Below are 20,405 nucleotides of genomic sequence, written 5' to 3' on the forward strand. Positions count from 1 at the left end.
TTTTTGGAAACCGGAATGTAAGAATTATCGGTTCAACTAATTCGATCTGTTGACCGGGGTTTTTGAGAAAGCGCGGTCCAGCGCGACTTTCGAAAAAATCAAGTATCAATTACGTAAGATGGTGTATGTATTTTTGCCAGGGATCTATTTATGATGTTGGGAATCACCCACTTTCTCTTTTTGCAACGATTATTCCAGTCCTGATGGACTGGGGGAATTCTGCAAAATATGATTTTCTCTCGATTTTTAATCAAGCCAGAACCGTCCCGCATTCCGGTAGCGGGGATCAGATTGTCACCTGTTTGAGACAGCTGCATCCTGGTTTGCCGGCAGGATCGCCCGCTGACAGGCGCAACCAGAGACAGACAGATAATGACACCACTGTTGACAGCGATGAGTTGGAGTCCCTCCTACTGGCTTTTGGAGGTTTTTACTGCTGTCTGGTGCTTTGTAATGGGCTCCGTTATCGGCAGTTTTCTGAATGTGGTGATCTACCGGATGCCGCTGGGGCTGAATATTTCCAAACCGAAGTCCCGCTGCCCCTTCTGTGAAACCCCCATTCGCACGCGGGATAATCTGCCGATCCTGGGCTGGTTGCTGCTGCGAGGTAAATGCCGCGACTGCCAGGCTCCCATCCCGGCACGTTACCCGATTGTGGAAGCCCTGGTCGGTGTCGTTTTCCTGCTGCTTTATCTCGCGATTGTGCACTCGGGAGGAGCTCTGCTGCCTTATCGGACTCCGAACCGCTTTTCGGGGGGTTATCAGATTCTGGAAGGGCGGACCTGGGACCTGATCGCGCTGGCCGTCTATTACTGTTACCTGTTTATCGTCGTGGTGGCTGCCGCCTATATTCAATATGACCGCCAGCTGATTCCGCGCCGCCTGTTGTTCTGGTGCCTGGGGATTGGCCTCGTTGCGGGGTGCCTGATTCCAGAACTCCATCCGGTTCCTGCCCAGGTTTCCATTCAGACGAACCAGTCATCGACGGAAATCATGCTAAGTGAGCTGCGCTATCATGGCGCGCTGCATGTCAGCTTTGAACTCAGTTCGGTGCTGACGGTCTGCTGGGGACTGTTATATGGTTTGATCGTGGGAATTTTATTCTGCTGGCGGAACCTGTTTCAGCCGGGAGAGCATCCAACACTGTTCCCGCCGCGGACGCTGTGGCTGCTGGTTCTGATGGGAGTTTACCTGGGCTGGCAGCAGGTGGTCAGTGTAGGATTTCTGTCTGCTTTGATCCTCTGTCTGGTTCAACTGGTTTTCTGGAAGCGGGACTCATTCTGTGCCAAATTACCGGCTGCGGCTTTTCTTTACGGCGCATTGACGCTACAACTGTTAATGGGTGGATATTTGACAATCCTGCCCAACCAAACAGGTTACCTGACTTATCTATTCGTAACTGGTGGTCAGATCGTGGCAATTCCGCTGCTGACTGGCCTCTCTGAAGCTGCATATCGAAACCGAGAAAACACCAACTCAGCGCAGGATCAGATACCATTCGATGAATCCTCAACCCTCACATCCTGAAGCGGGATTACCTTCCCTGGTAAAAGAAGCATTACAGGAGGGAAACTGTATTCAAATGGTGTTGAGCAAGCCGATCAAAAAAAAGGCGGCGGCCCGGCGGAAGGTTTCGATCAGACCGGTGCTGATTCGAGATAAGCAGCATTATCAACTCTCGTTCACACGGGGCCAGCAGGAAGTTCACGAAAACCTGCTGCCCGGAGAGACGATTCAACGAGTGGAGCAACTGTGGGAAGATCTGTTTCTGGAAGGTTATCTGTTTACAAATGAGGCAGACTATCACTTACAGAAAACGAACAAGGGGCCTGTGCAGTTGAAGAAGCACGCTCCGACCAAAGCCCAACCCGAGCAGGTGACGTCACACAACCGCGCGAAACAGTACCTGATCCCGGAGGGCGTGCATTGTCCCTTTCTGGAAGAGATCGGGGTGATGTCGCGCAATGGAAAAGTGAAGGCTGCACAGTACCGCAAGTTTCGCCAGATCAACCGTTATCTTGAATTCATCAACGATATCGTTGCGGCGCTGCCTGAAGACGGCACACTCCAGATCACAGACTTTGGCTGCGGTAAAAGTTATCTCACGTTTGCCACCCATCATTTTTTCACCTCGATCCTGCAGCGTGATGTGAACATCACGGGACTCGACCTGAAGCGATCGGTGGTCGAACACTGCCAGCAGATTGCAGAGAACCTGGATTGTCGGGGACTCTCTTTTAAAACGGGTGACATCGCTGCCTTTCAGAATGAACAGGGCCATTGCGATCTCTCGATCTCTTTACATGCCTGCGATACCGCCACTGATGCCGCCCTTGCTGCCGCTGTCCAGGCGGATGCGAGTGTGATCCTTGCGGTTCCCTGCTGCCAGAATGAAATTTACCAGCAGATCACAAGTCAATCTGCAGAGGGTCTGCTGAAACACGGGATTCTCAAAGAAAAGACAGCGGCCCTGCTGACGGATGCACTCCGTTCACAGGTGCTGGAGATCTGTGGATATCGCACACAGGTCATCGAGTTCATTGATACACAACACACTCCCAAAAATCTGCTCATCAAAGCGGTCAAACGTACTGCTCCCCTGACAGACTCCGATCTCCAACAGGCGGTACAGGAGTATGAATCATTAAAAACCCAGTTCGGGATTTCTGCATTTGCACTGGAACGCTCGCTGGGAGATCACTTTAAGCAACTGTGTCAATCTGCTGTGAAAGACAGTGCCGGATAAGTTATGCTCGAGGATTTTGAGTCAACACCACCCAAAACCAGACGTGTCAAACCGGGCCTGATCCTGTTTCTGTGCATCGTGCTGGTTTCCGGGCTGTTCATTTATCGCATACAAAGTCGACATCAGCTGCCCGAACAGGCCACCGCAGAGAAGCAGACGGTGGAACCAGAGTTGACCGCAGAGGATTCGACAGAGGAAGAGGCTGAAGAAAAACCGACTTCGATTGAGGATCCCGTGACTCCCTCAGCGGAGACCGTACTGACGCAGACCGCGCATCGTCAGCCATTGCTGCCTGATGAGGAGACGGTAAAACAGGGAGAGCTCGACTCGACCAGTTGGCAGAATCCGTTCTATCGCCTGCTCTGGAAAAACTCAGGCTGGAAGTTTACCGATGAAGGGATGGAGTCACCAGCGGACCAGTTCTGTATCGCGACGTTTATCCGTCCTTACAAAAAGATCAGCGTTAGTTTTCGCGTCGACGTCACACAGGCGTTCCCCGATTTTGAACTGCAGTTGCTGACTAGGGATCCCGCGCAGCCAGACCAGGTCCTGGTCGCGAGCCAGATCCATTTTCAGAATACGGGAGTCACAGTCACCGCTGCCGGACAGAAGACGAAAACCGAGCTCAAGAGTGTGAAAGTGGATCTGCAACAGTCTCAACCCGGCAGCGTGCCTGTGCGGCTGGTGGGAACCGGAAACCGGTTTGTGATCAGCATTGGCCGTAGGCGGATCCTCACATGCGCCCAGCCTGCGACTCAATCCGGGAAAGAGTGCTATCTCTGCTTCATGGCAGACAAACAGCCAGTGCGGATTACGGCACTGCGTCTGGAAGGTGAGTAGAGCTCTCCTGGTGCCGGGCATCTCGGGCCTAATAAACCCTGATTTCCCCTGAGCATCTGACAAAAACTTGCATTTCGGTAATTCCGCTGGTAATCTGATATTTAAGATACTTTACGATCGGGCGACCTTCCCCGCTTCTCCAGCAGACCAGATTTTTGCCTCGTCATCCGCGTTGTTCTGATGTTACTCCCGGCTCGCGAAAATCAGGCTCATTTTTTGTATCAGGTTCTTTCATGCGGAATTTGTCAGGAGTTGTGACCACCGCTGCCTGTATCCTGCTGATCGCAGTACAGACGGCTACCGCTGCAGACCAGAAGTCTCAGGTCGATTTTGAAAAACAGATCCGACCGTTGCTCAAGCAGCACTGCTATGACTGCCACTCCCAGGGGGCAGAGGAATCCGGCTTACGCGTGGACTACGGCGCCAACCTGATCAAAGGAGGCGATCGAGGACCGGCGGTCGTACCCGGCAAACGCGACGAAAGCCTGTTGTACCTGAGCCTGAAAGGGGAGGGTAAAATCCCGCGGATGCCCCACGATCTGCCGCCACTCAAACCAGCTGCGATCGAGTTGATCGGCCGTTGGATTGATGCCGGGGGCGCCATCCCTGCCAGCGAACAAAATCTGCAGACCGTTGATGCCTCAACAGATCACTGGTCGTTCCAGCCGATTGAGCGGCCCGAACCTCCTCAAGTCAAACAGAAAAGCTGGGGACGGAATCCGATCGATGCGTTTATTCTGCATCGCCTGGAGGTACAACAACTCAAGCCGTCCCCCGAGGCGGATCGAACGACACTCATCCGTCGCCTGAGTCTGGATCTGACGGGACTGCCTCCGTCGGTGGAACAGGTACAGGAATTCCTGGCGGATACGAAGCCTGGTGCTTACGAGCGTCTGGTGGATCGCCTGCTCGCCTCTCCGCATTACGGGGAACGCTGGGCCCGGCACTGGCTGGATGTAGCCCGGTACGCCGATTCCAACGGCTTCACCATTGATGGTCCCCGATCGATCTGGAAGTACCGGGACTGGGTCATCGAGGCGATCAATGCCAACATGCCCTTCGATCAGTTTGTCACCGAACAACTGGCGGGCGACCTGCTCCCCAAACCTACGACAGAGCAGTTGATCGCGACCGGCTTTCATCGCAATACACTCATCAATCAGGAAGGGGGCACCAACCCGGAACAGTTTCGTGTGGAAGCAGTGGTGGATCGTGTGAATACCACGGGGGCGGCCTTCCTCGGACTGACGGTAGGTTGTGCCCAATGCCACAAACACAAGTATGATCCCATTACCCAGCGGGACTTCTATCAGCTGTATGCGATTTTCAACAGCACCGCAGATATCAACAGCGCGCCCCCCACACTGCCATTACCTACTGAGCAACAGCAGACCGAACAGAAAGAGTTGAAGCAGGAAATCGCGAAACTCACCAAACAACTGGAAGAACGCAAACAAGCACTGGAACCGAAGTTCGCTGCCTGGAAAGAACGTCTGCAGCAGGACCTGCAACAGTCAGAGCAGCAGTGGAGCGTTCTCGCACCGGGATCGATCCAATCCATAAATGGAGCCACGCTCACCGTTCTTGAAGACCATTCACTGCTCGCAGGGGGGAAGATTCCTGCATTTGATACGTATGTCGTCGAAACCGCAGCGATCCCACCAGGAACCTCCGGTCTGCGGCTGGAAGTACTGACTCACGAGAGTCTGCCGCGCAAGGGGCCGGGCTGGGCCGGAAACGGAAACTTTGTGCTGGATGAAGTGACTGTGGAAATGGCAGAGCAGACTGAAGCGGGCTGGTCTGACTTTCAGCCGGTCAAGCTGATCCAGGCAACCGCCGATCATTCGCAGGATAAATTCCCCGCCAGCAACCTGGTAGACGGGGATCCCAAAACCGGCTGGGCCATTAATACCGGCAAGGGGAGTATGAACGTCGACCGGCGGGCGATACTCAAGCTCAAAGAACCGATCGAAGTCAAACAGCCGGTCAAACTGCGGGTGACCCTGACGCATACACGGAATGCAAAATACAATGTCGGTCGCTTCCGACTCGCGGCAACCACGGTGGCCCCGGAAGTCTTAAACATCAAACCTGAAATTTTGGCGATCCTGAAACAGCCAGAGGACAAATGGGACGCGAAACAGAAAACGACCGTGGAAGAGGCCTTTCACCAGTCGGATTCGCAATGGCTGGCTCTGAATCAGCGCCTGACAAAACAGAAGGCGGCACAGACCAAGGTCAACAAAGCGATTGTGACCACCATGATCATGCGGGAGCTGCCCAAGCCGCGGGAAACCTTCATCCTGCTGCGAGGGAATTTCCTGGATCCGGGTGCGAAGGTCAGTCCGGGTGTTCCCGCTGTGTTGCCGGCACTGCCTGAGGATGTTTCCCAACCGACGCGACTGGACCTCGCCCGGTGGCTGACCAGTGAAGAGCAACCGCTGACGGCTCGTGTGACAGTGAACCGATACTGGCAACGGTTCTTCGGCAGGGGCATTGTGGAAACCGAAAATGACTTCGGGACACAGGGTTCAGATCCCACGCATCCGGAACTGCTGGACTGGCTGGCTTCGGAATTCATGCGGCTTAACTGGGATGTGAAACAATTTCATAAACTGATTGTGACTTCTGCGACCTATCGGCAGGCATCTGACTTTAACCCGAATCATCAGGAAAAAGATCCGCGGAATCTGCTGTTATCTCGACAGAACCGGTTCCGAATGGAAGCGGAGTCGATTCGCGATCTGTTTCTGGCCAGTAGTGGTCTGTTGAGTCGTAAGATCGGCGGGCCGAGTGTCTATCCGCCCCAGCCGGAGGGGATTTACGTACTCACACAGAATAAGAAGAGCTGGCCGGAAGAGCAGAACGAAGACCGCTATCGGCGGGGCATGTATACGTATTTCTGGCGTTCGAGTCCGTATCCGATGCTGCCGACCTTCGATGCACCAAACAGTAATACCACTTGTACGCGACGGGTGCGTTCCAATACCCCCCTCCAGGCACTCACACTGGCCAATGATCATTCGCTGTTCGAACTGACTCAAGGGTTTGCACTCCGCATCCTGCAGGAAGGTCCTCCCTACGATGAAGGTCGCATCCGCGCCGCGTTTGAAATCTGCCTGTCCCGTGCCCCCTCTGATCGGGAGCTGGAAGTGATGACCGGCTATCTGCAGGAACAGCGTGCTCAGTTTAAACAGTCACCAGAGGCAGCGGCCCAGGTCGCGGCTGACGATTTACCCAAACAGATTGATGTGATCGAAGCGGCGAGCTGGACGGCGGTCGCCCGCGTGTTGATGAATCTGGATGAATTTATTACCAGGGAATAGTCCCCCCCTCAAACGGATGCCGGCAGCAAGACCTGACCGGCGGACCGGGAGAATCAGATGAATTTCGATGACCTGATGTTACGCGATCAGACACGACGTCACTTTTTCGAGAATTGCGCGATGGGTGCCGGGGCCATCGGTCTGGCTTCACTGATGCAGTCGGAACAACGCGCACAGGCCGGCACCGGCAAGTTGAATGGTACCCATCATCCGCCCAAAGCCAAAAATGTGATTTACATGTTTATGGCGGGGGGCCCCAGTCAGCTGGAGATGTTTGATTTCAAACCGAAGCTGCAGGAACTGGAAGGTAAGGTCATCCCCGAATCGTACGTGGAGGGCAAACAGTTTGCGTTTCTGAAAAAAGACGCCAAGCTGCTGGGCACGCGACGGAAATTCAAGAAGCACGGCGAATCGGGCATGGAACTCTCGGAAGTTGTTCCACACCTGGCTGAGGTCGCGGACGACATCACCGTACTGAAGAGTATGAAGACAGACGTCTTTAACCACGGTCCGGCCAAACTCTTCATGAATACCGGGACACAACAGTTTGGTCGCCCCAGCATGGGTGCCTGGGTAACTTACGGCATTGGCAGCGAGTCACAGAATCTGCCCGGGTTCGTCGTGCTACAATCCGGACCGCGGGGACCACGGGGTGGAGCGCCGCTGTGGGGCAGTGGTTTTCTGCCGACCACGTACCAGGGAGTCCCGTTCCTGAACGGAGCAGATCCGATATTAAATCTCTCCAGTCCTTCCGGGATCAACTCTGAGAGACAATCGGAATTCATTGATACGGTGAATCAATTGAACTCGCTTCGCCTGGAGAAGACGCGCGATCCGGAAATCGCCACTCGTATCTCTGCCTATGAAATGGCTTACCGCATGCAATCCAGTGCCCCCGAGTTGATGGATCTCTCGGGCGAGACGAAAGAGACACTCGATCTGTACGGCGTCGATCCCGCGAAACCTTCATTTGCCCGTAACTGTCTATTGGCGCGGCGGTTAGTGGAAAAAGGCTCTCGCTTCGTGCAGCTCTATCATACGGACTGGGATCATCATGGAAATAAAGGAACCGACCTGGAAGAATCGCTGGATGCCCGCTGTCTGGAAACCGATCAGGCGTCGGCTGCACTCGTGAAAGATCTTAAACAACGGGGGCTGCTGGATGATACGCTGGTCATCTGGGGGGGTGAATTTGGGCGGACTCCACAAGGTGAGCCCCGTGATCTGATTGGTCGCGATCATCATATCGATGCGTTTTCCATCTGGGTCGCCGGGGGTGGATCCAAGCCAGGTGTCACAATAGGAGAGACTGACGAGTTAGGCTACTATTCTGTCGAAGACACGATTCATGTACGTGACTTCCATGCGACGGTGCTACACCTCCTCGGCATCGATCACCATGAGCTTTCCTATTTTTACCAGGGTCTCGATTTCCGTTTAACGGGCGTGGAAGAAGCTCATGTCGTCGAGAAAATGCTGGCCTGAAACAGGGCTGTCGGCCCGGTCTGAAAAAAACTTGAGCGAAATATGAAGAAATCCTCTGGACAGATTTTTGCGTTTCCATTATCACTCGCCTCTCTCTCATCCATCTCTAAAACTTAATAGTTCACATCACACTAAATCTGTCGTTCTGACACTTAAAACCAACCCTAACCCCCAACGAATGCGGAGGCATGGATGCCACCGGAGTCTAAGACCGGTCTATCCGGAGCGATAATGCGCAATTCGGGTCTGATCTTCCCACTAGTCATAGTGAGTTCAGTCCTGGTGATCATTGCGCCTCTGCCTCCGCTGGTGATGGACCTGCTCTTGTCATGCAATATCACTGTTTCTGTAGTGATTTTGATGACCACGATTTACGTCACACGCCCGTTGGAATTCAGCGTGTTCCCGGCGATCCTGCTGGGTACCACACTGGCGCGGCTGGTGTTGAACGTAGCGACCACCCGTCTGATCTTAACCCGCGGAGCCGATGATGGTACCGCAGCGGCAGGCGGCGTGATTGAAGCCTTTGGTCAGTTCGTGGCAGGCGGTCATCTGGTTGTGGGTCTGATTATCTTCGTGATCCTGGTCACGATTCAGTTTATGGTGATTACCAAGGGTGCCACACGTATCAGTGAAGTGGCCGCCCGGTTCTCACTCGACAGTATGCCCGGTAAGCAGATGGCCATTGATGCCGACCTGAATGCCGGGTTGATCTCCTCAGAAGAAGCGAAAACCCGTCGCCAGGAAATCACCGAACAGGCTGACTTCTACGGTTCAATGGACGGTGCCAGTAAGTTTGTCCGTGGGGACTCGATTGCCAGTATCATCATCACGCTGATCAACGTGGTCGGCGGTCTGTATGTGGGCATGGTCGATCACGGCATGGAACTGTCGAAAGCAGCAACCGTGTTTACCACCCTGACGATCGGCGATGGTCTGGTAACCCAGGTGCCGGGCTTTTTGATCTCACTCGCCGCGGGTTTGATCGTTACCCGAACTTCAGTCGACAGTAACCTCCCCCGGGACGTCGTTAAACAGTTTTCCGGACATCCGGAAGCCCTGTTCCTCGCTTCAACCTTCCTGTTCGCTCTGGCGTTCACAGGACTGCCCGCCGGCCCAATGCTGGCTCTGGCCATCGGTTGTGCGGTTACGGGGATGATGCGACGCAAAGGGCAGCAGGCTACCGAAGTACAAAAACAGAAAGCGGAAACACAACAGCAGGAACAGCAACAACAGCCTGCCGAACCCAAACCGGAAGATCACCTGTTTGTCGATCCTCTCGAACTGGAACTGGGTGTCGGACTGTTGAGACTGGCCGACCCGGCAACCGGCGGCGATCTGCTGGATCGTGTGACCCGCATCCGACACAAAATTGCCCAGGAACTGGGAATCATTCTTCCCAAGGTTCGGATTCGCGACAACATCCGCCTGGGACAACGCGATTACCAGATCAAAATTCGCGACGTCGCTGTGGCCTGGGGTACGATCTATCCCGATGGTCTCCTCGCGATCGACACGGGAGCCACGAACGGTGATATCCCGGGTATCGACACCATCGAGCCGGCCTTCGGACGTCCCGCCAAGTGGATTGAACTGGGACAGAAAGAACGTGCTGAGCTGATGGGCTTTAATGTCGTCGAACCCTCGGCCGTTGCGATTACGCACCTGACCGAAGTCGTCCGCGAACACAGCAGCGAGTTGCTCACCCGGGAACAGGTTCACGGACTGGTTGAAAACCTGAAGGAATCGTCTCCCAAGGTTGTGGAAGAACTGATTCCCGACGTCCTCAAGATTTCTCAAGTCCAGCATGTACTTTCCAATCTGCTCCGTGAACGGGTACCAATTCGCGACCTGGAAACCATCCTGCAGACGCTGGGCGACTATGCAGACCGAACTAAAGAGCCGATGTTGCTCACCGAATATGTGCGGAATGGACTGGCCCGTTCCATCTGCCAGCAGTACCGCGACAGCAATCGTCTGTTGCGGGTCGTGACGCTCGATCCGGAACTGGAAGATGTGCTGATGTCGGGCATTGATTACAACGAGCATGGACTGGCAATCAAGCTGGCACCGCGGACGGGTGAGATCATCACCCAGGCGATTGCCGACCAGGTCGAACCTCTGGTTGCCATGGGCGGACACCCGATCGTGCTCTGTAATCCCCAGATCCGCGCCGGTCTGAAACAGATTACATCTCCGTTATTACCACGACTGGTCGTGTTAAGTCTGAATGAGATCACCCGTGACACCGATGTGGAAGCGATCGGTCAGGTTTCAGCAGATCGTCTGAAATCGAATGCGGTTGTGGGGGCAGCGTAGAGATAAACACGATTAACGGCAGTCATACACAACACTTAATTGAAACAAATACGATCCACTGAGATCAAACGTAAATAACCAAACAGGAACTGAAAACCATGTCAGATGTTCGCACTTTTAAAGCCGCCTCAATGCAGGAAGCATTGAAGCTGGTTCGCGAAGAAATGGGCAGCGACGCTGTGATCCTGCAGACAAAACAGGTGCCTGGCCGCAGAGGACTTCTGCCCTGGACCCGCACCAGAGAAGAATTTGAAATCACCGCAGGTCTGGGCATCAAAGTCCGCACACCTGCCGCCGTGCAGAATAACAGACGCCCCGCCAGTTCTCCGTTACAACATCGTGCTTCCAATCTCCAACCGGCGGGCGCCCGCAATGAATCCGTTTCTTACTCTGAACCACCGTCGCGTGAGTTACCCTCCGAACCGATCCAACGGACACCTGCTCCAGAAAGACGAGTCGAAGAAGACAACAGGCCGCCGGTTCACAATCGTCTCGAACAGCGTCTGCAGGATTCCCGTCCTCGACCAAGTCATGCATCGCAGCCGGCCTACGATCCCACTGAGGAATTTGCAGAAAAGCTGAATGCCATCCAGGAAATGCTGGAATCACTGGATCGCCGCACCCGCTCTCAACGCGTCACCGATGTTCCCCCGGAACTGTTTCACATTTACACGGATCTGATTGACGCTGAAGTAGACGAAACCATTGCTCACGATCTCGTCAGCCGCCTCAAAGAGCATGCGACTCCCGAACAACTCAAAGACACCCAGGCCAGTCAGTCCCTGTTAGCGGCACTGATTGAAGCGCAACTGGACTGTGCTTCCCCGATTCGTCCGCTGCCTGGTCAACGCAAAGTGGTGGCCCTGGTTGGCCCCACAGGTGTCGGTAAAACAACGACAATCGCCAAGCTGGCAGCGAATTTCCGTCTGCGTGATAACATTAAAATGGGCCTGATCACTGTCGACACTTACCGGATTGCCGCAGTCGAACAGTTGCGAACCTATGCGGAAATCATCGACCTGCCCATGAAAGTCGTAAGCACGCCACGGGAAATGCAGATGGCACTCGACGAGATGGTCGGACTGGACCTGGTCCTGATCGACACCGCGGGTCGCAGCCCGAGCGATGATCTGAAAATTCAGGAACTGGAAAGCCTGTTCCGCGATATCGCCATCGATGAAATCGCCCTGGTGATGAGCATGACTTCCAGCGTCCGCACTCTCGAAGCGATTGCCGAACGATTCAAAGTTGCCCGTCCGACATCCATGATATTGACGAAACTGGACGAAGCTCCCGTCATGGGCAGTCTGCTGACTCTGAGTCAGAAAGTCAAACTGCCGATTCAGTATCTGACTACGGGACAGGATGTCCCCGACGATATTGAACCGGCGAATGCTGCCCGGATCTCACGCCTGGTTCTGGGCGAAGACAAACTGCAATAATCTCACATCACCTCACTCACTTCCTTACCTGTCATTTCCATCACTTTAAAATAACCCTGTTTTTGAAGGTCAACCGATGGCTCCCGCTGTCAATGATTTCAATTTCGATCACGCCGATCTGCATACCGAAGTGTCTGCAGAACCGCAGTCCCTGTCTACCAGTTCGTCTCACGGCGATCAGGCGAAGGTACTGCGTGGACTGATGGAGCAGCGACAGCCGGGTGTGATTGACAAATCGAAATCGACACGCTGTCGCACCCTGGCGGTCTGCAGTGGTAAAGGGGGTGTGGGGAAATCGGTGATCTCACTGAACCTGGCACTGGCCCTGGCCAAAACCGGCGCTTCGGTCTGCCTGATGGACATCAACCTGGCGTTAGGTAACATCGACTTACTCTGTCGACTTAACGGTTACTGGAATCTCTCGCATGTGGTGAGTGGTGCCCGATCACTCAAGGAAATTCAACTGGCAGGACCGCTGGGCATCAACGTGATTACCGGCGCCAGCGGCCTGACTGATCTCGCGGACTGTTCAGAAGCAGTTCGCCGCGATGTACTGGGACAGATGCAGGAACTGGAAGCGACCCACGATTATCTGATTCTGGATAACGGTACCGGCATCCATCGCAGCATCCGCCAGTTCGTCACATCTGCAGACGATGTATTGATCGTGACGACTCCCGAACCAACGGCGATTGCGGATGCTTATGCTACGATCAAGTCCCTCTCAACAATTCAATCACTGGAAATCCAGACCCTGGTCAATCAATGCACTTCTCTCGACCAGGGCGACAAGGTATTTCAGCAACTCCAAAAAACTACCGAACTGTTTTTGCACACCGGTCTGAGTCAGGCAGGGCAGATCCCCCATGATCTACAGGTCGTTCAGTCGGTCTATGATCGGGATCCGCTGGTGCTCAGTCATCCGCAGAGCCCGGCTGCCGAGGCGATTTTCCGCCTGGCCCGGCATGTGATCGATGTGCGTAAAACAAAGGAACAAAACAAACAAGAGTCTTACTTTCCGCGACTTTGGCAGCGTCTGCTGGGTGAAGCCGCATAAACTTGAAAATCAGGATGGAAACACCGGGAACAGACTCTCTCATCTCTCTCATTCCCGTTCTTTCCTGGCCTTCAGGTCACGTCTAATTTGTAACCCCTGACAATTAATTCCATTCGCGTGCGTGCAGACGCTGGTTTGTTACTGCGCTATCCAACCAGTGTTCAAACCCAAACTTAGGGCCTGAACTCAGCGATCGCGTTACGCACCGGGAACGGGCTGAAATGTTAGGTTTTAACGATTAATCAAATTGTAGGAGAAAGGTTAAATTTTCTAAGGCAGGACACCGATATTAAAAGACAGAGGTGTGAAGTTCTCTCCTGAAAGTGAAGAGAGTTTCATCCCGACGTTTTTCGAACTCTATCCGGGAATATTCTGTGGCCCTGCATTATGCATTTCGATTATCGCTGATCGCTTTTGCGACTGAATCAGTACGAGGAATCATTTCTCATGCTGATTTCCTTGGAGCGACCCAATCCGCACTCATAGCTGCAGTCATATTTTTTGGTCTTGGCCTGGTGTTCGGTGAAGTTGCCTCCCGTCTGGTTGAAGAATCAGTACGGGCGAGTTTTGAAAAATGGAAAACAAATCCTGAATAAGAATATAAAGTAACCGCAGTCATTCATTTTATATCGTGCCTATTTGAAACGACTGTAAGTTGATCACGGAGGAGTAAATGGCCATCAAAGCCAGTGAAGAAATCGCAGAGATCTGGAAGGAATTCAAGCAGGATCAATCCAACCAGACACTCCGCAATAAATTGATTGAGCAATATGTTCCCCTGGTTCGTTATAATGCAGAACGAGTCTGGGCGAAGCTCCCTGAAGGGGTCGATTTAAACGACTTGATCTCAGCTGGTGTATTCGGGTTAATGGACGCGATTAATGCATTCGATCTGGAGCGGGGCGTTAAGTTTGAAACTTACTGCGTTCCCCGTATCCGTGGCGCCATGCTGGACGAACTGCGTACCATGGACTGGGTTCCCCGTCTGGTGCGGAGTAAGGCCAGTAAGCTGGAAGCAGCCCGTAAAGCTGCCGAAGCAGAACATGGTCGCCCGCCGGCGGACGAGGAAATTGCCCGGAAGATGCAGTTGTCTCGCAAAGAGTTCGAAAAACTCAAAAGCGAAGCCAACGCTGTCGGCCTGGTCAGCCTCAATAAAAAGTGGTATGAAACCGACAGCTACAAAGACGTACGGGAAGTGGATATTCTCGAGGATGCCAAGGGTGAAGATCCGACCAAGAGTATCCAGAAGCGGGATCTGATGCGACTGGTCACCAAGGGCCTGAACCGCAACGAACGCCTGATTATCATCCTGTATTACTACGAAGAACTGACCATGAAAGAAATCGGCAGCACCCTGGGTCTGTCCGAGTCGCGTGTCAGTCAGATGCATTCCAGCATTGTCAACCGCCTGAAAGAACAACTGGGCCGTCGACGACCCGAATTTGCATAATAACATTTGTCTTACTCCTCTAAGACACAAAAGGCCTCCAGCGGTATGGAGGCCTTTTTTTACGTCTGGACGTTAACGGACAATTTGTAAATTCCTGCGAGTTCTCGCGCGGTATACTCGAAATTGGTGCGCGATTCGATTTAGAATAGGCCCACAGGGAACATAAGTTCCGGCTCGTCGATTTTCGACCACTTGGGATTCCACTTACTTCAGACAGATAATCGGGGTGACAGGTCATTTCATGGAAGTTTCTCAGATTGAAGATTACTATCAGCGCTCACTGACAGAGGTGGGAAAAGTTCTCATGGGTCAGGAAGATCTGGTAGAAGGGGTGCTGATCGCCCTGTTCTGCGAGGGAAATGTGCTGATCGAAGGGGTTCCCGGCCTGGGTAAGACGTTGCTGGTCAATACCCTCAGCCACGTCCTCTCCAGCAGGTTCCGGCGGATTCAGTTCACTCCGGACCTGATGCCCTCCGACATCACCGGGCATACCGTGTATGACATGCACGAAAAGGTTTTCACGTTTAATGAAGGCCCCCTGTTTACCAACCTGCTGCTCGCGGATGAAGTCAACCGCGCCCCGGCGAAAACACAGTCGGCACTGCTGGAAGCGATGCAGGAACGCCAGGTCTCTGTGGATGGTAAAACCTATCCGCTGGAGCGTCCGTTCCTGACGATTGCCACCCAGAACCCGCTGGAGCAGGAAGGAACCTATCCGCTGCCTGAGGCGCAGCTGGACCGATTCATGTTCAAACTGCTGGTCGACTATCCAACACAGGACCAGGAAAACGCGATCCTCGATTTGTACGCGGCCGGTAAAGACAATCGCGATCTGAGCACCTTTGGTATCGAGCCGGTTCTGAATACGGAAACCATTCTGGAGATTCAGAGACGGGCCACTGAAATCATCGTGGAACCCTCGATCATCAATTACATCACTTCGATTGTCTCCCGCACCCGAGGCTGGCACACCATTGAAGTTGGTGCGAGTCCACGTGCCAGCGTGAACCTGTTGATCGGTTCGCGGGTGATGGCCGCCTGCCAGGGCCGCGACTTCGTCGTTCCCGATGATGTGAAGGAACTGGCCCTGCCCGTGCTGCGTCATCGCATCCGTCTGCATCCGGAAGCTGAGATTGAAGGCGTGAATGTCGACGACGTGATTCGAGAAATCCTGGAAAGTGTTGAGGCGCCCCGCCAATGATGCCCCGTCTCTCCCTGCTGTTTCTGTTCGCTGCCGCGATGGTCCCCTTTGCGCTGGGAACGGTCTGGCCCGAAGCGGGACAGCTGGGAATTCTGATCTGCCTGGGTGTGTTTCTACTGTCGCTGGTCGATCTGGTGGTTACCCCTTCGCTGCTGGCGATTGAAGTCAATCGGGACGTGAATGAAGTCCTGAGTGTCGGCACCCCGAACAGTGTTAAACTCTGGTTTACCAACCGTGGTTCGGTGCCTCTCAAGATTCACGTGCACGACGAACCGCCGATGCCGTGTCACTATACCGACCTGCCTTTCGACATCGAACTGTTTCCGAACAAGCATCAGTACAGCATTTATCATGTGGAACCGCATCACCGGGGTAAAAACCGGTTCCGCCGTGTCTTTCTGCAGATGAAAAGCCGGCTCGGCCTGTGGACGCTTTACGATGAGCGGGACATTCACCAGGTGGTCCGCATCTATCCAGATATTAAAGCAGTACATGGCGTGGAGCTGATGGCCCGCCGGAACCGACTGGCAGAAACCGGTATCAAGATGTCCCGCCTGCGGGGACGTGGGACTGAGTTCGATCGACTGCGCGAGTATCGTCGCGGCGACGAATTTCGCAGCATAGACTGGAAAGCGACCTCCCGGCACCAGGAGCTGATCAGTCGCGAGTACGTAGTGGAGAAGAATCAGAATATCATCTTCCTGCTCGACTGTGGTCGTTCGATGTGTAACGCCGACGAAGGCGTAACTCACTTCGACCGGGCATTGAATGCGGCGATCCTCTTAAGTTATGTGGCACTCCGGCAGGGAGACACGGTCTCGTTGATGGCCTGTTCGAACAAGGTCGAGCGGTGGGTTCCCCCGGTGCGCGGTGCCGGTTCGATTCAGAAACTGATCCGCCAGGTTTATGATCTGGATCCGGTCTACGAGGCCTCAGACTACCGACTGATGTCGGAACAGCTCCAGCTGCGTTACCGTAAACGTTCGCTGGTCGTTGTACTCACACACGCGCTGGACGAAGTGCATCTCTCGCACTTGAGCGATGCCCTGCGGATGATGCGCTGGCCCCATCTGGTACTCTCCGCGTTCCTGCGAAACGTTCCCCTGCAGGAGCGGATGAACGCGATTCCGGAAACAGACCGCGAAGCCTTCCAGATCGCCGCAGCCGCAGACATCGTGGCCACCCAGACCACACAGATCGCCGCGCTACAGAAATCGGGTCTGCTGATTCTGGACACGCTGCCGGAGAATCTGTCGGTCAATCTCATCAGCCGCTACCTGGACATCAAAGCCCGACAACTGCTGTGATTATTTTCCAAACCGGGAGTCGCAGGTAGACTAATCAGAAGTACAACCGGTCTGGCGCGGAAGATTTATCAACTGAAATTTGAGATCTTGATCTGCTTTTCGCCACTCAGATCAGCTCTTGATCCATGTCTCATCCGTAACAAAAACGTCATTCGCGGTTAGCTGGACATGTACAAGAGTCAGATCATGACAGTCGTATCAATTGTAAGACACAGTGTCCACGTCGAGTGTGGGAATTAGTGAAAAGATTTTTTCGGGTGATCTCACCGAATTCGGGGAGAAACTGGTGGTCAACATCGTGTGCATATCTATAAATGGTCGATATTTATAAAGAATTAACAAAACCGGCTCGCATATAAAATATGCGGGTCGTACGACAGAAATCGTTCCCTCTTGTTTGAGCGTTGACTTTTTTCTTTTACTTAGTTCAGGGCCAGCCGTATAATTAAGATTCATTAGAAGTAAGCTACGTTTGTATTTGGAGTCATTTATGGCAGTCTGTTTAGTCCCCGTGAACCAGGGTCGCCCCATTGTGTTAGACAAGGCGATCATTCTTGTTGGACGGCATCCCGACTGCGATATCGTCATCACCGACAGCCCGAAGATTTCCCGCAAACACTGCTGCCTGGCGATTGTCAACGATCGCCCGGTCATCCGCGATTTAGGTAGCATGAACGGGGTTTACGTCAACGGAACCCGCATTGATTCAGAAGTTCGGCTGAAGCTGCACGACGAAATCAAGATCGGTAACGTCGCTTACCACCTGGAAAACATCGGTGCGGACGACAAGAAGAAGCAGGAACCGAAGGAAAATACCCTCAGTTCCGACGACTCCCCAACCAAGGCTCCTTCTGTACAGCATTTCAAAAAGCCTGGCAAAGACATCGACATCTCTCAGCAGTTCCCCGTCGCGATTTCCGAAAGCGGCCAGAACGTGAAAGCGAACGAGAATCTGGACAGCCACGAGCTGGACGCTGATGATGAAGATGAAGAAGGCAATTACTCGGACAGCTTTGAGGGACACGGCTCGAACGTCGAGTTCATTTCTTCGTCGTAGGCGTTTCTACTCCGGTCTGCTCAGAAGGCGGAAACTGCCTCCCCCGATTTTTCATCTGAAATAACAGCGGGTGCCAGAACCGAAAATGGGCGATCGTCATGATCACCAGCAGCGTGATACAACTGATGATCCCACCAATCAGAAACCAGCCCGACTGGTATGCCCAGATCACTTCATGCTGACCCGCGGAAAGTTTTACACCCCGGTACATGCCATCTACCAGTTCTGCTTCCGCAGGCTGACCATCCACGTAGACCGACCAGCCGGGATATAAGAGATCGGTCAGGATCAGCGTATCTTCTTCCGGCGTCTCGGCCTCAATGACAATTTCGTTTGCCCGGTAGGACTTAATCTCTGCCTGCTGATCAGCCACGGGATGTGACCAGGCCACGCGACCGCGGGACCCTTCGAGTTCATAGAAGTAGACCGGTTCATCGAAGCGGCCCCAGGCGGGATTGATCACCGCATCGAAATCACTCCACACCGGTTTGACCGGCCAGCGACTCAGGTCCAGAGGATGCTGACTCAGGATGTGTGTCACCCCTGCTTTTCTCAACCATTCAATCTGCTCTGGCGTGGCTGGTTCTTTAAAAGGCAGCGGGTCCGGCATGGCCACTGCGGGGTCGAAATACTGCTCGGGGCCGATACCCAGATAGACGGGCGTGGATGCCACGCCGATCAAGGTCGGCAGGTTTGCCCCCGGGGCAAACAACCGCACCGGCTGACCGTACTTGCTGGTAATCTCCCGCAGGGCACTCTTATCGACATTGTTAATCGGTGGATTCGGGATGACCGTGGCATAGGTCACGTAGCGGCTGACGACCCAGAAATCCGCCGTGGTAAACAGGCAGACTACCGTCACCACACCAATCTGAATCGCGGGTTCCCAGTGGGCGATGAGACGCTCCAGGCAAACACCGGCGATCACCGCAACCGCGAATGTCGTCACGATGCCGTAGCGTCCGGGACCGGTAAAGAAACTGAACCCGGGGATGTGCCTGGTGATCGGCATTAACCAGCCGGGCGTATAGAGGAGCGCCAGAAAGCCGATGATTGCCAGTAAGACCAGCCGTCGGTCACGTGTCCAGGCCCCGGAAAATGTGCCGTAAATCAACAGCAGCAGTGCGGCGATCCCGAAGTAGAGATGTGCTTCCACCTGATTGGTGGCTTCCGAGCCCGGTGCCAGTCCTGCGTCGAGATTGACTTCATAGGGATACCAGGCCCAGGGGGCGACGATCTGCGACAGATACCAGACGGGAATATGACCATAGCCGGGCTTATGCGAACGTTCGCCTACCTCGGCCCGCTGACTGTGCTGTTTGAGTTCCCAGGTCGGCGCCAGTTGAACTGCAGACAGTGCGTAGGTTGAAACAAAGGCCAGCAGCAGCAGGATGACCGTGCGTCTGCGATAGGGTTTGAGTTCTTCGGTCGTTTCATCACGACTGAACCAGATGCGGGCGGGGATATAAACCAGCAGCATCAGCTGAGTGATGAAGGCCAGGTTAAAGTGGCCGGGCAGGATCTGCATGCTGAGTGCGAAGCAGAGTAGAATCGGGTAACGCCAGTAGCGGGTCTGGAAGAATGATTCCACGCACCAGAGCGTCAACGGGAGCCAGGCACCGCCGATGATGGCCCATTCCAGGCAGATCCGCGAGGGAAACCAGCCGTAGGTGTAGACCAGCCCCGCGAAGAGTGCTGCTGCGATCGAATAACCAATCCGCCTGACATACAGGGCCGTGAAGACAAAGGCGAGGATGTAATGCAGGATCTGCACGAAGTTATAAGCGGTATTCACGGGCAGAAAGCGGTAGGCGAAATAGTTGAACGGATAGAAGGCACCGGTCTGGCTTTCCGCGACGAGGGGGAAACCATGACCAATGTAGGAATTCCAGAGCGGGAATTCGCCAGCCTGCAGGCGTTCTGCAAAGAAGGTTTTCTGCGGGAAGAAATAGGTATAGAGGTCGCCACCAATCAGGCCCCCACCCGACCAGAGACCGCTCCAGAAGACCCACGTCAGCGCGACGGCCATAATCAGAATGATGCCGGCAAACAGGGGGGTGCCGAGCGGTTTTGTTTCCGCAGAGGGGGTGGGTTCGGCTTTCTTCTGGGGGGAACGACTCAAGCGACTGGACCTTGTGCTGACTGAATACTGTCTGAAATAAAAAAAGCAGGCGG

At 54.0% G+C, this 20,405-nt stretch carries 14 protein-coding genes; 13 read left to right on the forward strand and 1 reads right to left on the reverse strand.

Annotated elements, in window-relative coordinates:
• Positions 1-453: 453 nt before the first annotated feature.
• The 13 genes from FYZ48_RS20995 to FYZ48_RS21055 all read left to right on the forward strand — a co-directional run bounded on the left by FYZ48_RS20995 (position 454) and on the right by FYZ48_RS21055 (position 18,230).
• Positions 454-1,527: a prepilin peptidase gene (locus tag FYZ48_RS20995; protein WP_187782145.1), complete on the forward strand. Its 1,074-nt coding sequence runs from the start codon at positions 454-456 to the stop codon at positions 1,525-1,527.
• Positions 1,502-2,746 carry a methyltransferase gene (locus FYZ48_RS21000; RefSeq protein WP_149344000.1) on the forward strand — a complete coding sequence of 415 codons (1,245 nt, stop codon included), beginning with the start codon at positions 1,502-1,504 and terminating at the stop codon, positions 2,744-2,746. Before FYZ48_RS20995 ends, FYZ48_RS21000 begins: the two co-directional genes overlap by 26 nt.
• Before the next feature lie 3 nt (positions 2,747-2,749).
• Entirely contained in the window at positions 2,750-3,586 is an 837-nt protein-coding gene (locus tag FYZ48_RS21005; protein ID WP_149344002.1) for a hypothetical protein, read from the forward strand.
• Positions 3,587-3,819: 233 nt separating this feature from the next.
• On the forward strand, positions 3,820-6,912 hold the full coding sequence (locus FYZ48_RS21010; RefSeq protein WP_198422252.1) for a PSD1 and planctomycete cytochrome C domain-containing protein: 3,093 nt from the start codon (positions 3,820-3,822) through the stop codon (positions 6,910-6,912).
• A gap of 57 nt (positions 6,913-6,969) precedes the next feature.
• A complete protein-coding gene (locus FYZ48_RS21015; RefSeq protein WP_149344004.1) occupies positions 6,970-8,397 on the forward strand; it encodes a DUF1501 domain-containing protein in 1,428 nt (475 codons plus the stop codon).
• A gap of 231 nt (positions 8,398-8,628) precedes the next feature.
• Entirely contained in the window at positions 8,629-10,716 is a 2,088-nt protein-coding gene (gene flhA, locus FYZ48_RS21020; RefSeq protein ID WP_145044278.1) for a flagellar biosynthesis protein FlhA, read from the forward strand.
• 98 nt (positions 10,717-10,814) lie between these two features.
• The gene (flhF, locus tag FYZ48_RS21025; protein ID WP_149344006.1) at positions 10,815-12,158 is read left to right on the forward strand and encodes a flagellar biosynthesis protein FlhF; all 1,344 of its coding nucleotides are present in this window, start codon (positions 10,815-10,817) and stop codon (positions 12,156-12,158) included.
• Between the two features lie 76 nt (positions 12,159-12,234).
• The gene (locus FYZ48_RS21030; RefSeq protein WP_149344008.1) at positions 12,235-13,215 is read left to right on the forward strand and encodes a P-loop NTPase; all 981 of its coding nucleotides are present in this window, start codon (positions 12,235-12,237) and stop codon (positions 13,213-13,215) included.
• Positions 13,216-13,589: 374 nt separating this feature from the next.
• Positions 13,590-13,811, forward strand: coding sequence for a hypothetical protein (locus FYZ48_RS21035; protein WP_145044281.1), 222 nt, complete (start codon positions 13,590-13,592; stop codon positions 13,809-13,811).
• 77 nt (positions 13,812-13,888) lie between these two features.
• Positions 13,889-14,665 (forward strand): FliA/WhiG family RNA polymerase sigma factor, encoded by a 777-nt coding sequence (locus FYZ48_RS21040; RefSeq protein ID WP_145044282.1) that lies wholly within the window; start codon positions 13,889-13,891, stop codon positions 14,663-14,665.
• 241 nt (positions 14,666-14,906) lie between these two features.
• Positions 14,907-15,866 carry an AAA family ATPase gene (locus tag FYZ48_RS21045; protein ID WP_149344010.1) on the forward strand — a complete coding sequence of 320 codons (960 nt, stop codon included), beginning with the start codon at positions 14,907-14,909 and terminating at the stop codon, positions 15,864-15,866.
• Positions 15,863-17,173 (forward strand): DUF58 domain-containing protein, encoded by a 1,311-nt coding sequence (locus FYZ48_RS21050; protein ID WP_149344012.1) that lies wholly within the window; start codon positions 15,863-15,865, stop codon positions 17,171-17,173. The genes FYZ48_RS21045 and FYZ48_RS21050 overlap by 4 nt, the downstream gene beginning before the upstream one ends.
• Positions 17,174-17,663: 490 nt before the next feature.
• Complete coding sequence (locus FYZ48_RS21055; RefSeq protein WP_149344014.1) at positions 17,664-18,230, forward strand: FHA domain-containing protein; 567 nt, start codon at positions 17,664-17,666, stop codon at positions 18,228-18,230.
• Here the strand turns inward: FYZ48_RS21055 and FYZ48_RS21060 are convergent.
• Positions 18,214-20,352: a YfhO family protein gene (locus tag FYZ48_RS21060; protein WP_149344016.1), complete on the reverse strand. Its 2,139-nt coding sequence runs from the start codon at positions 20,350-20,352 to the stop codon at positions 18,214-18,216. The genes FYZ48_RS21055 and FYZ48_RS21060 overlap by 17 nt on opposite strands.
• Positions 20,353-20,405 lie beyond the last annotated feature (53 nt).

The organism is Gimesia chilikensis, assembly GCF_008329715.1.
Taxonomy (GTDB): Bacteria; Planctomycetota; Planctomycetia; order Planctomycetales; family Planctomycetaceae; genus Gimesia; species Gimesia chilikensis.